Origin of the sequence: Thiomicrospira sp. (assembly GCF_014859555.1) — a bacterium.
GTDB lineage: Bacteria > Pseudomonadota > Gammaproteobacteria > Thiomicrospirales > Thiomicrospiraceae > Thiomicrospira.
On the sequence record NZ_JACUTY010000021.1, the window covers coordinates 1 to 13,562 of the forward strand.

Here is a 13,562-nt window from a genome sequence, read left to right on the forward strand (position 1 = left end):
TTTTCGTTTATTATAACGAGCAATGCACATGAGTGTAATGGATTGAATAAGAATAGGGCACCTCGATTAACCCCCGCCCGCTGGGGCTTAGCCAAGTTTTCTCAGCTCTGCGTTGTGAACCTTTGCAAGGTCTAGACATTCCTTCAGGTTCACGCCTTGATCTGAAAAACTTGGCGTTGCCAGAATGAATCAGGGGTTAATCGAGGTGCCCAATAATGAAATGGAGTTTTTATGAGCGGCGTGGAGTTAAAAAAAGTCGGTTTGAAAGTAACCTTGCCACGATTGAAGATCTTAGAAATTTTAGAAAAAGCCGGTGATCAGCATCATTTAACAGCCGAAGATGTGTATAAGGTGTTGTTGGAGCAGGGCGAAGAAGTTGGCTTGGCCACGGTTTATCGCGTGTTGACACAGTTTGAACAAGCTGGCATTGTGCGCCGTTTGAACTTTGAAAATAACATTTCTATTTTTGAGCTGGATACTGGTGACAACCATGATCACTTGGTGTGTTTAAAAACTGGCCATGTTAAAGAGTTTGTTGATCCGGTGATTGAAGAACGTATTCGCGAAATTGCGAAAGAAAACGGCTATAACCTGTCGGGTCATAATCTGGTGATTTACGGTACTTTGAAAAAAGAAGAATAAAAGACCAGTCTAATCTTCTCGTATAACAAAGCGGCGAAGTAAAAAGGCGCGAGATAAATAACTTATCTGGCGCCTTTTTTGTTTTAAAGCCTTAAAAAGTGACGTTAAGTGCGCGCCTGTAAATTGAGTTGCGCACGTTCGAGCATTTCTTGCGCATGTTTAAGGGTTTGTTCGGTAATTTCCAAACCGCCCACCATACGCGCGATTTCTTCAATTCGGGCTTGTGGGTTAAGCGGAGTTACTTGGGTAAGGGTTTTACCCTTGCTGGTTTGTTTGCTGACATTTAAATGTTGATTACCATAAGCCGCCACTTGGCCTAAATGGGTGATGGATAAAACTTGACGGTGCTGTCCCAATTGTTGCATTTTTTGGCCGACCACTTCGGCAATGCCGCCGCCGATACCCACGTCGACTTCGTCGAATATAAGGGTCGGAATTTGCGCGACTTCGGCGCTCGCAACCTGGATGGCTAAACTAATACGCGACAGTTCGCCGCCGGAGGCCACTTTAGCCAGTGGTTTGGCGGGTTGGCCGGGGTTAGCACTAACTAAAAACTCAATTCTGTCTGAACCTTGCGCGCTGGGTTTGTCGAGCGGGGTTAAGTCTATTTTAAACTCGCCTTTTGCCATTCCCAGCGTTTGCATGCTGCTGCTGACGGTTTGGCTGAGTTTTTTGGCACTGGTTTTACGCTGTTTGCTGAGGATTTGAGCGGTTTTTTCGTAGTCCAACCAGGCCTGGTCGATTTGAATTTTCAATTCATCTAATGAACCGCCATCCAGATTCAAGTTTTCAAACGCTTGTTGCAGCTGTTGGTGTTTGCTTGTTAGGTCTTCCGGGCTGAGGTGGTATTTTTTGGCGAGTGCATACAGCGCACTTAATCGTTCATCTAAAGCATTCAAGCGTTCAGGATCAAGTTCTACCGATTCGGCAAAGTGATGAATGTCGTTAGCCGCTTCTTGCAGATCGATTAAGGTGGTATGCAGTTGCGACAGTTGCGCGTTTAAGGTCGGCGTATATTCACCTAGCTGTTCTAACTGTTGAATTGCTTCGCTTACCAAATGGGTCGCACCGACTTCGCCATCCAAGGCTTCGTAACTCAAAAGCCCGTTGCGTTTGATTTCACTCGCGTGCGCCAGCGTACTTTGTTCGTCTGACAAAGCTTCAAATTCGCCGGTTTGAGGACTCAGCTTGTTAAACTCATTAAGCTGAAACTCAATTAACTCTAGCTTGCTTTGGTGTTCGGCTTGGTTGGCTTGTAGGTCATCGTAACGATGCTTGAGTTTTTGCCAATGTTTAAAGGCTTGTTTGACTTGTTCCAGCTGAGTTTGATGATGACCATAAGCATCCACCAGGTTTTGTTGATTGCTGTTAGTTAAAAGCGACTGGTGTTCATGCTGGCCATGAATATCAACCAGCAGGTTGCCGAGTGCTTTTAAGCTGCTGGCTGGAACCGGGCGGCCATTGATATAAGCTTTCGAGCGTCCATCGGCATTCACGATTCGGCGCAATAAACACAAGTCATCGTCATCTAAGGCTTGCTCTTGCAACCAGGCCTGCACTTGTGGCAAAAGCGCTATATCAAACTGGGCGCTGACTTCAGCGCGTTCTTCGCCGTGACGCACTAAGCTGGAGTCGGCACGTTCGCCCAAAACAAGGCCTAAACCATCCAGTAAGATAGATTTACCCGCACCGGTTTCACCGGTCAGGCTAGTAAAACCTTGGGCGAGATTCAGTTGTAAACGTTCAATTAAAGCCAGGTTTTGAATGTGGATTTCTTGCAGCATAATAAGTTCAGTGGCATCCGTTTTTAGAGTTTTTCGCCCCAATGAAGTTTGGCGCGTAACAGTTGAAAGTAGTCGTGACCACAAGGGTGAATTAGTTTAATAAAGTGTGGGTGTCGAATCACACGAGTTCGGTGTTTAGCGTTGATTTCAAAAGTGATTTGGCCATCGCAGGTAATACGCGCGACGCCGTTGCAGTTTTCGTGGGCGCGTAATTCGATTTCGCTGTCACCATCCACCACAAAAGGGCGGTTACTCATGGTATGCGGGTTGATCGACACCAGGCTGATGACATTTAAGCTGGGGTCCACAATTGGGCCACCAGCCGAAAGCGCATAAGCCGTTGAGCCGGTTGGGGTGGCGATAATCATGCCGTCAGAGCGCTGGCTTTTTAAAAATCGGCCATTAATAAAGGTTTCAAATTCGATCATTTTTGGCGTGTCGGGTTTGTGAATCACCACATCGTTAAACGCCAAGTGTTTAAACACCATTTGATCGTGTTCGTAAATTTCAACGTGCAACAAGTTGCGTTCTTCACAATCGTAAGTGCCGTTTAATACATCTTCCATGGTGGCGAGCATGGTTTCGGGCGAGACATCCGCCAAAAAGCCCAGTCGACCCAAGTTGACGCCTAAAATTGGGATTTGTTGATCCACCACATAACGCGCTACATCTAAAAAGGTGCCATCACCGCCCACAACAATGGCGATATCGATTTCACCTTTCATGTTTTCGCGGTTCACTAAGGTTACGCCGTAGCGTTCGATAGGGAAGTCTTTGCACGAGGTTTCGTCTAGGTAAACCGTTAGGTGTTTATCTAAAAAGAAAGTAATCAATTTGTCGATGCTTTTCCACGATTGGAAGCCGCTGTATTTACCGAAAATACCAATTCGTTTAAACATTTGCTTGCCTTTTTAATCCAGTGTTTTCGATTATACCTGAATTTTTTTGCCGCTGATTAACCGCACCGATGGAATTATTTGCACGAAATATAACGAGCAAGGGTTGAAAATAAAAACCGGGTCACTATGTTTATCGAAACCTTATTTAATTTAGACGTATGTTGGAGACAGTATGAGCGAGCAGAAACAAGCGCAAGATCCGCTTAAAGATCAAGAGAATTTGGATGACTCATCTGAAAGCGAAGAACTTGAACAGGCCGAGCAAACGGTCGAAAAAGATATAGAACAATTGTTGGCCGAGGCACGTAAGCAATCTGATGAACATTGGGATTCGTTGTTGCGTATGCAGGCGGATATGGAGAATTTACGTCGTCGCACTCGCATTGATGTCGAAAACGCACATAAATACGGGGTTGAAAAGTTGATCAATGCCTTAGTGCCCGTTGCGGACAGTCTGGAACTTGGCTTGGAAGCCGCAAATAAATCAGAAGCCTCGCTAGAGTCGATTCGTGAAGGTGTAAATATGACCTTTAAACAGCTTTTAGATGTGTTGGCCGACTTTAATGTTGAACGCATTGATCCGGTTGGTGAAAAATTTAACCCGCAGCAACATGAAGCTATGACCATGGTGCCGTCACCCAATCACGAGCCGAACACCGTAATGGAAGTATTCCAAAAAGGTTATGCATTAAATGAGCGTTTGATTCGTCCGGCTCGTGTGATTGTGAGTAAAGAGGCTTAAGCCTTAAAACACGCTTATTAAGCATGAATTAAATAAAAATTTTATAACAAGTCCTTGAATTGTAGCTGTCAGGACTTATATAGCAGACAAGATTAATAAAATTGGAGATGCAAACATGGCGAAAATTATTGGTATCGATTTAGGCACAACCAACTCTTGTGTGGCCGTAATGGAAGGCAAAGAAGTTAAAGTTATTCCTAACGCAGAAGGCGCGCGTACTACGCCGTCAATCGTAGCTTATGCTGCAGATGGTGAAGTATTGGTTGGTGATTCGGCTAAACGTCAAGCGGTAACCAATCCGACAAACACGCTATTCGCAATTAAGCGTTTGATCGGGCGTCGTTTCGAAGACAAAGAAGTTAAAAAAGACATCGGTATGGTGCCTTACAAAATCATCGCAGCGGATAACGGTGATGCTTGGGTTGATGTAGATGGCAAAAAAATGTCACCACAAGAAGTTTCGGCACGTACGTTGCAAAAAATGAAAAAAACCGCCGAAGATTATTTAGGTCACGAAGTTACCGAAGCGGTTATCACTGTACCGGCTTACTTTAACGATGCGCAGCGTCAGGCGACCAAAGATGCCGGTAAAATTGCGGGCTTGGAAGTTAAACGTATCATTAACGAGCCAACTGCGGCTGCGTTGGCTTATGGTATGGATAAAGCGAAAGGCGACAGCAAAATTGCGGTTTACGATTTAGGTGGTGGTACGTTCGATATTTCAATTATCGAAGTAGCGGACCTAGATGGCGAAAAGCAGGTTGAAGTATTGTCAACCAACGGCGACACCTTTTTAGGTGGTGAAGACTTCGATAAGAAGATTATGGATTACTTGGTTGAAGAGTTTAAGAAAGACCAAGGTGTGGATCTAATGAACGATCCGTTGGCGTTGCAGCGTCTACGTGAAGCGGCTGAAAAGGCGAAAATTGAATTGTCATCGCGTGAGCAGACTGATATTAACTTGCCTTACATTACCGCTGATGCATCGGGTCCTAAGCACTTAAACATTAAAATGACGCGTGCTAAGTTCGAATCATTAGTAGAAGACTTAGTTGCTCGTTCAATCGAGCCTTGTAAAATCGCCCTGAAAGATGCAGGTTTAACCGCCTCAGAAGTGGACGACGTTATCTTGGTAGGTGGGTCAACCCGTGTACCAATGGTACAAGCACGTGTGAAAGAGTTCTTTGGTAAAGAGCCACGCCGTGATGTAAACCCGGATGAAGCGGTTGCGATGGGTGCTGCGATTCAGGGTGGTGTATTGTCTGGTGATGTAAAAGACATATTGTTGTTAGACGTCACGCCTTTGTCATTAGGTATCGAAACCATGGGTGGCGTGATGACCAAGTTGATTGAGAAAAATACCACTATCCCGACTCGTAAGTCGCAGGTGTTCTCAACAGCGGAAGATAATCAAACCGCGGTAACGATTCATGTATTGCAAGGTGAGCGTGAAATCTCATCAGGTAACAAGTCGTTAGGTCAATTTAACCTAGAAGACATTCCACCAGCACAGCGTGGTATGCCACAGGTTGAAGTGACGTTTGATATTGATGCGAATGGTATTTTGAACGTGTCGGCTAAAGATAAAGCGACCAACAAAGAACAAACCATCACCATCAAGGCTTCGTCAGGTTTGTCTGAGGAAGAAGTTGAACGCATGGTGAAAGATGCCGAAGCGCACGCAGAAGAAGATCGCATAATGAAAGAATTGGTTGAAGCACGTAACCAAGCGGATGCGATGGTTCACGCGACACGTAAAGCCATGACCGATGCGGGTGACGATCTGGACGCGTCTGAAAAAGAAGCGATCGAAGCCGCGATTGCTAAGGTTGAAGAAGCCATTAAGTCAGATGACAAAGCCGGCATTGATGAAGCGGTACAAGCTTTAGCCGCGGCGAGCCAGTCCATGACTGAAAAAATGATGGCTAAGCAACAGCAAGGCGCTGGTGATCAGCCACAGTCTCAGAATGAGAAAGCGGATGACATCGTTGACGCCGAGTTTGAAGAGGTGGACGACAACAAGAAGTAAGGTTTTGATTTTTTAAAGCCTATAATGGGCTCCTCAATTTGGGTTTGATTGAGGCGCCCTGATGCAACGGCTCTTTTTTGAGCCGTTGTTTTTTCTATCACGCAAGTGGTTTAGCTGAAATGCATTAGAACGACATTGTTTGGTCGTATTAGTGATTTGAGCTAATTCACTTTTTAAAATATGTTACGGATCTATGAGCAAAAAAGACTTTTACGAAATATTGTCAGTTTCACGCACCGCATCTGAAGCGGAAATCAAAAAAGCCTATCGTAGAATTGCGATGAAATTCCACCCGGATCGCAACCCGGACGATCCTGATGCGGATAACAAATTCAAAGAAGCCACCGAGGCTTATGAGGTCTTAACCGATGACCAAAAACGCGCGGCTTATGATCAGTTTGGTCATGCTGGCGTGGACGGCTCACAAGGTGGCGGAGGCTTTGGTGGCGGCTTTGGTGATGCATTTGGCGACATCTTCGGCGACATCTTCGGCGGTGGCCGACGCGGCCCACGACCAGGTGACGATTTGCAATATGAATTGGATATTACCTTAGAAGAAGCCGTGGCTGGCACCGAAGTTGATATTCGGATTCCGCGTCAACAAGAATGTGATGGCTGTGATGGAACTGGAGCTGAACCGGGCACGAGTGCGCAAACCTGCCCGACCTGTCATGGCGAAGGTCAGGTGCGGATTCAACAGGGCTTCTTTGCGGTGGCGCGTGAATGTCCGACTTGTCATGGTCGAGGTAAGATTATCAAGTCGCCTTGCAAGAAGTGTCATGGTGAAGGTCATGTCACCACCCACAAAACCTTGTCGGTTAAAATTCCATCGGGTGTGGATTCGGGTGATCGTATTCGCCTGCAAGGTGAGGGTGGCATGGGTGAAGCAGGCGCGCCGCGTGGTAATTTATATGTGCGCATTCGAGTAAAACGTCATGCGATTTTCCAGCGTGATGGCGATACTTTGTTTTGTGAGCTGCCTTTATCTTTCGCCAGCGCGGCCTTGGGTGGTGAAATTGAAGTGCCGACCTTAAATGGCAAAGCACGCTTGAAAATTCCGGCTGGTACCCAGTCAGGACAGCGTTTTAAATTGGCCGGTAAAGGCGTGAAATCGGTACGTTCATCGCGTGTAGGTGATTTAATTTGCGAAGTTAATATTGAAACCCCAGTTAAATTGACCGATGATCAGAAAGACTTGTTAAAAGCCTTCGATGAAAGTTTAAAAGGTAAACCGGGCAAACACAGTCCAAAAGCCCATTCGTTTTTTGATTCCGTAAAGTCATTTTTTACCTCCGATGAGGATAAGAAATCGACTGATAAAGAGCCTTGGAACTCTTAATTTCAAAGGATAAGCTATGTTGGATACACAAGAAATGATTCGAATTGGCGTGATGGGCGCTTCCGGGCGCATGGGTAAACACCTGATTGAAGCCACAAATGCCACACCAGGCCTGGTGCTGGGTGCGGCGATTGAACGCCCGGGTTCAAGTTTGGCCGGTGCCGATGCTGGTGATTTAGCGGGTGTGGGTAGTTTGGGCGTAAAAGTTACAGACAACTTGGCCGATGTACTGGATGACTTTGATATTTTGATTGACTTTACCCGCCCGCAAGTGAGCCTTGAAGCCTTGGGTTTGTGTGTGCAAGCCAATAAACGCCTAGTAATCGGAACCACTGGTTTTGATGAGGCTGGTTTGGCCGCGATTGATGAGGCTGCGACTAAAATTCCAGTCGTGTTTGCGCCGAACATGAGTGTTGGGGTGACCTTGAGTTTGACCTTGCTTAAGATGGCGGCTGAAGTTTTAAGCGAAGGTTTTGATGTTGAAATTATAGAAGCCCACCACCGCCATAAGGTCGATGCGCCTTCTGGCACCGCATTACGCATGGGTGAGGTGGTGGCCAAGGCTTTAGGTCGTGATTTAAAGACCTGTGCCGTATATGGCCGCGAAGGTGATACCGGCGAACGTGATCCGCAAACAATTGGCTTTGAAACCATTCGGGCTGGTGATATTGTGGGCGAACATACGGTGATGTTTGCCGGGATTGGTGAGCGCATTGAAATCACCCATAAGGCGTCAAGCCGAATGACGTTTGCGAGTGGTGCCGTGCGCGCTTGCCAGTGGTTAGCAAACCAGTCAAATGGCTTGTATGATATGCAAGATGTTCTAAATTTACGTTAATTTAGAGCGGTTTAAGTTGGACGTCAACCACCAGGCCTGGTGGTTGTGAAAGACTGCGAATTAATCAGGGGGTTAATCGAGGTGCCCTCTAGACAATAAGCTTGAAATGCTTTAAAATCCGCCTAATTTAGAATTTTGATTTTATGACGCAAAATTAAGGGTGACATGAGGTCATTTAGCAGAAAAAATAGAGACGGAGCAAGTTCTTGTTAAGAGGGAGCTGGCTCCGTTTTTTGTATGTGCATTTTAGAAGTATTTAAGTATTTAGGCGGAATATAAATGAATTACACGGCTTTGTTAGCGCTTGAGGATGGGACGCTGTTTTGGGGAGTTTCAATTGGTGCTGAAGGCGAATGTGTCGGTGAGGTCGTGTTTAACACGTCTCTTACGGGTTACCAAGAAATTTTGACAGATCCTTCCTATTTCAAACAAATAGTCACCTTAACCTATCCGCATATTGGGAACGTTGGGGTTAACTCCGAAGACGCCGAGTCATCAGGCATTATGGCGCAAGGGTTAGTGGTCAAAGATTGCCCGCGTTTAATGAGTAACTTCCGCGCTCAACAAAGTTTACCTGATTACTTAAAAGATCAAAATGTAGTGGCGATTGCCGATATTGATACGCGCAAACTAACGCGTATTTTGCGCGAAAAAGGTGCACAAAATGGCGTGATTGTCGCGGGCACCAATATTGATGCCGAAAAAGCGGTGGCGACGGCGAAAGGTTTTGCCGGCTTAAGCGGTATGGACTTAGCCAAAGAGGTAACCACCGATAAAGCTTACAGCTGGACTGAAGGTGGCTGGCAGCTTGGTAAAGGGCATATTGATTATGCCGGTAATCAGCCTTATCACGTGGTGGCGTTTGATTACGGGGTTAAAACCAATATCTTACGCATGTTGGCCGAGCGCGGTTGTCGTTTGACCGTGGTGCCGGCTAAAACCACGGCGGCGCAAGTGTTAGCTTTGAACCCGGATGGTGTGTTTTTATCAAACGGCCCGGGCGATCCTGCACCTTGCGATTACGCAATTAAAGCCATTCAAGGTATTTTGGAAACCGACGTGCCAGTATTCGGTATTTGCTTAGGTCATCAATTATTGGCCTTAGCCAGTGGCGCTAAAACCGTGAAGATGAAGTTTGGTCATCATGGCGCCAACCATCCGGTGCAAGACAATGCAACCGGGCGCGTGTTAATTACTTCACAGAATCACGGTTTTGCCGTTGATGAATCCAGTATGCCGGCCAATTTAAAGTCAACGCATAAGTCTTTGTTTGATGGTTCGTTACAGGGCATTTCGCGCACCGATAAATCGGCGTTTAGTTTCCAGGGTCACCCAGAAGCGAGTCCGGGCCCGCATGATGTGGCGCCTTTATTCGACCAGTTTGTCGATAACATCAAACAATTTAAACAAGCAAGCGCCAGCTAAGACCGCACAGAATTAAGGGAAGACTATGCCAAAGAGAACAGACATTAACAGCATCCTGATCATCGGTGCTGGCCCCATTATTATCGGACAAGCTTGTGAGTTTGATTACTCAGGCGCACAAGCCTGTAAAGCGTTAAAAGAAGAAGGTTACCGAGTTATTTTGGTGAACTCGAATCCAGCCACCATTATGACCGACCCAGAGTTGGCGGATGCGACTTACATCGAGCCGATTACCTGGCAGGTGGTTGAGCGTATTATCGCAAAAGAACGTCCGGATGCTATTTTGCCGACTATGGGCGGCCAGACCGCCTTGAACTGTGCGTTGGATTTGGCGCATAACGGGATTTTAGAAAAATACAATGTTGAGTTGATCGGCGCAAAACAAGACGCCATCGACAAAGCCGAAAACCGTGACCGTTTCCGTCAAGCTATGACCAAGATTGGTTTAGATATGCCAGAATCGGCGGTAGCGCACAATATGACAGAAGCATGGGAAATTCAAGCTAAACTTGGTTTTCCAACCGTTATTCGTCCTTCTTTCACCTTAGGTGGCTCGGGCGGCGGTATTGCGTATAACCGTGAAGAATTCGAACAGATTTGTAAGTTTGGTTTGGAATTATCGCCCACCAAAGAATTGTTGATCGAAGAATCCATCCTAGGTTGGAAAGAATACGAAATGGAAGTGGTGCGCGACACCAAAGACAACTGCATTATCGTATGTTCCATCGAAAACTTTGATCCAATGGGTGTGCATACCGGTGACTCGATTACAGTTGCACCGGCTCAAACCTTAACCGACAAAGAATATCAAATTATGCGTAATGCCTCGTTGGCGGTGTTGCGCGAGATTGGTGTTGAAACCGGTGGTTCGAACGTGCAGTTTGCGGTGAACCCAGAAAACGGTCGTATGATTGTTATCGAAATGAACCCGCGTGTCTCGCGTTCGTCGGCTTTAGCTTCTAAAGCGACCGGTTTCCCGATCGCTAAGGTGGCCGCTAAGTTAGCGGTGGGTTATACCTTAGATGAATTGCAAAACGATATTACCAACGGGGCCACACCGGCGTCGTTTGAACCGTCTATTGACTATGTTGTGACCAAAGTTCCACGTTTTACGTTTGAGAAGTTCCCACAAGCTCAGCCACGTTTATCGACCCAGATGAAGTCGGTGGGCGAAGTGATGGCGATGGGTCGTAACTTCCAGGAGTCGATACAAAAAGCCTTGCGTGGTTTAGAAACCGGCAAAGATGGCTTTGATGAAATGATCGACTTATCAAGTGTCGATGAAAAAGATGTGCGTGATATTTTACGCCGCGAACTACGTGATCCAGGGCCGGATCGTATTTGGTATGTGGCGGATGCGTTCCGCTCCGGCTGGTCAATAGAGCAGGTGTTTGACGTTAGTAAAATTGACCCTTGGTTCTTGTCACAAATTGAAGAACTGGTTGAGCTGGAAGCCGACATTGTGGCAAAAGGCTTGGATACCTTAGAAGAAGGTTTCTTGCGTCAGTTAAAACGTAAAGGTTTTTCGGACAACCGTATTGCGAAGCTGTTAAAAACCGACAGCGCGTTAGTGCGTAAATACCGTCATACACTAGGTGTGCGCCCGGTTTATAAACGGGTTGACACCTGCGCGGCTGAATTTGCAACCTCGACCGCGTATATGTATTCCACTTATGAAGATGAGTGTGAGTCGAACCCAACAGATCGCGACAAGATTATGGTGTTGGGCGGCGGGCCGAATCGTATCGGTCAAGGTATCGAATTTGATTATTGCTGTGTACATGCCGCGATGGCGTTAAGTGAAGACGGTTATGAAACCATTATGGTTAACTGTAACCCAGAAACCGTATCCACCGACTACGACACCTCGGATCGACTGTATTTTGAATCCTTAACACTTGAAGACGTGCTGGAAATTGTTGAAGTAGAAAAACCTAAAGGTGTGATTGTGCAATACGGTGGCCAAACCCCCTTAAAATTAGCGCGCGATTTGGAAGCCGCCGGTGTGCCGATTATTGGTACCAGCCCAGATTCGATTGATCTGGCGGAAGACCGCGAGCGTTTCCAGCAGCTATTGAACAAATTGGGTTTACGTCAGCCACCAAACCGCACGGCACGTCGTGAAGACGAAGCGATTATTTTGGCGAAAGAAATTGGTTATCCTCTTGTGGTACGTCCGTCATATGTATTAGGCGGGCGCGCGATGGAGATTGTCTATTCTGAGGAAGACTTGGTGCGTTACATGAAGCATGCGGTGCAGGTATCGAATGATTCGCCTGTATTGCTAGATCGTTTCTTAGATGACGCGGTAGAGTTGGATGTGGATGCAATTTGTGATGGTGAGCAAGTCGTGATCGGCGGTTTGATGGAACACATTGAACAAGCTGGTATTCACTCGGGTGACTCGGCTTGTTCTTTGCCGCCATACAGTATTTCGGCCAAGATTCAGGACGAGATTCGCGAACAAGTATCCCAAATGGCGAAAGCCCTAAATGTGATTGGTTTGATGAACACCCAATTTGCCGTAAAAGGCGAAGACATTTATGTGTTAGAAGTGAATCCACGTGCATCTCGAACGGTGCCGTTTGTATCCAAAGCGATTGGTCGCCCATTGGCTAAAATTGCAGCACGTTGCATGGTTGGTCAGAGCTTGAAGCAACAGGGCTACGAAGTTGAAATTATGCCGAAACATTGTTCGGTAAAAGAAGCCGTATTCCCTTTCATTAAGTTCCTAGGGGTTGACCCAATTCTAGGCCCAGAAATGAAATCAACCGGTGAGGTAATGGGAGTGGGTGAAAACTTTGCACAAGCTTATGCAAATGCACAGTTAGCCGCCAGCACCATATTGCCGCGGGAGGGTAAAGCCTTTCTCAGTGTACGCAAGGCCGATCGTGTTAAGGTGATTGACCTAGCACAGAAGTTGTTAGCGAAAGGTTTCACGATTGTGGCTACACGTGGCACGGCCTTGTCTTTAACCGAGGCGGGGATTGAGTGTGAGTTGGTAAACAAAGTGACCGAAGGGCGTCCAAACATTGTCGATGTAATCAAAAATGAAGAGATTGCCTTGATTGTGAACACGTCGGACGGCTCAGTCAGCATTAAAGACTCTTCCGGTATTCGCCGCGAAGCCTTGATGCATAAAATTTGTTATACCACCACTATGGCCGGTGCGTTTGCAACCGTAGCGGCGATGGATTATTTAGATAATCAACCGGTGCATCGTTTACAAGATTTACATAACGCCTAAACATTGATATTGTTTAAGTAACTTAGATTAAAGGGCCGTTTTTGGTTGCCCTGCAGGTTGCATAAAAGAAGCTGGTACGTTGACGTGCTGGCTTCTTTTCTTTTATGGAGTAAGACACTATGCAAAAACATCCTATGACAAAAGATGGAGCCGATAAATTACAAGTTGAGCTTCAACGTTTAAAAAAAGAAGAACGCCCCAAAATCACCCAAGCGATTTCGGATGCACGTGAACACGGCGATTTAAAAGAAAACGCCGAATACCATGCCGCGCGTGAGCAGCAAGGTTTTATTGAGGCTCGCATTAAGCACTTGGAAAGCGTATTAAGTCACGCGCAGATTATTGATGTGGCAAGCTTAAATGCAAATGGCAAAATCGTGTTTGGGGCAACGGTGAAGTTGTTAAATATCGATACCGATGGGGAAGTGATTTATCGCATTGTGGGGAATGACGAATCGGATTTAAAGCAAAATAAAATCTCGATTAACTCACCGATTGCGCGTGCTTTAATTGGCAAAGAAGAAGGTGAAGAAGTCGTAGTACAAGCCCCAAGCGGTGAAATTGACTATGAGATTCTGGAAGTCAGTTACGTTTAATAAGTTAGTAAATGTATAACC

10 protein-coding genes are annotated in these 13,562 nt (G+C 46.2%); 8 read left to right on the forward strand and 2 right to left on the reverse strand.

Annotation, left to right across the window (positions count from 1 at the left end; genetic code table 11):
* Nucleotides 1–231: 231 nt before the first annotated feature.
* The gene (gene fur / locus IBX48_RS05160) at nucleotides 232–642 is read left to right on the forward strand and encodes a ferric iron uptake transcriptional regulator (protein ID WP_296831489.1); all 411 of its coding nucleotides are present in this window, start codon (nucleotides 232–234) and stop codon (nucleotides 640–642) included.
* Between the two features lie 104 nt (nucleotides 643–746).
* Here the strand turns inward: fur and recN are convergent, their stop codons facing one another.
* Both recN and IBX48_RS05170 read right to left on the reverse strand, forming a co-directional pair.
* On the reverse strand, nucleotides 747–2,426 hold the full coding sequence (recN, locus tag IBX48_RS05165; RefSeq protein ID WP_296831491.1) for a DNA repair protein RecN: 1,680 nt from the start codon (nucleotides 2,424–2,426) through the stop codon (nucleotides 747–749).
* Nucleotides 2,427–2,449: 23 nt separating this feature from the next.
* Nucleotides 2,450–3,325 (reverse strand): NAD(+) kinase, encoded by an 876-nt coding sequence (locus IBX48_RS05170; protein ID WP_296831493.1) that lies wholly within the window; start codon nucleotides 3,323–3,325, stop codon nucleotides 2,450–2,452.
* A 172-nt stretch (nucleotides 3,326–3,497) separates the two neighbouring features.
* On the opposite strand from IBX48_RS05170, the gene grpE reads away from it, so the two are divergent.
* From grpE to greA, 7 genes are all read left to right on the forward strand, one after another.
* On the forward strand, nucleotides 3,498–4,067 hold the full coding sequence (grpE, locus tag IBX48_RS05175; protein ID WP_296831495.1) for a nucleotide exchange factor GrpE: 570 nt from the start codon (nucleotides 3,498–3,500) through the stop codon (nucleotides 4,065–4,067).
* Nucleotides 4,068–4,182: 115 nt separating this feature from the next.
* Complete coding sequence (gene dnaK, locus IBX48_RS05180) at nucleotides 4,183–6,096, forward strand: molecular chaperone DnaK (protein WP_296831498.1); 1,914 nt, start codon at nucleotides 4,183–4,185, stop codon at nucleotides 6,094–6,096.
* 193 nt (nucleotides 6,097–6,289) lie between these two features.
* On the forward strand, nucleotides 6,290–7,435 hold the full coding sequence (gene dnaJ / locus IBX48_RS05185) for a molecular chaperone DnaJ (protein WP_296831500.1): 1,146 nt from the start codon (nucleotides 6,290–6,292) through the stop codon (nucleotides 7,433–7,435).
* Between the two features lie 16 nt (nucleotides 7,436–7,451).
* Nucleotides 7,452–8,273: a 4-hydroxy-tetrahydrodipicolinate reductase gene (gene dapB / locus IBX48_RS05190; protein ID WP_296831502.1), complete on the forward strand. Its 822-nt coding sequence runs from the start codon at nucleotides 7,452–7,454 to the stop codon at nucleotides 8,271–8,273.
* A gap of 279 nt (nucleotides 8,274–8,552) precedes the next feature.
* Entirely contained in the window at nucleotides 8,553–9,698 is a 1,146-nt protein-coding gene (carA, locus tag IBX48_RS05195; RefSeq protein WP_296831504.1) for a glutamine-hydrolyzing carbamoyl-phosphate synthase small subunit, read from the forward strand.
* A 25-nt stretch (nucleotides 9,699–9,723) separates the two neighbouring features.
* Nucleotides 9,724–12,945, forward strand: a complete 3,222-nt coding sequence (gene carB, locus IBX48_RS05200) for a carbamoyl-phosphate synthase large subunit (RefSeq protein WP_296831506.1) — start codon at nucleotides 9,724–9,726, stop codon at nucleotides 12,943–12,945.
* Between the two features lie 119 nt (nucleotides 12,946–13,064).
* Nucleotides 13,065–13,541 (forward strand): transcription elongation factor GreA, encoded by a 477-nt coding sequence (gene greA, locus IBX48_RS05205; protein ID WP_296831508.1) that lies wholly within the window; start codon nucleotides 13,065–13,067, stop codon nucleotides 13,539–13,541.
* The last annotated feature ends 21 nt before the right edge of the window (nucleotides 13,542–13,562 follow it).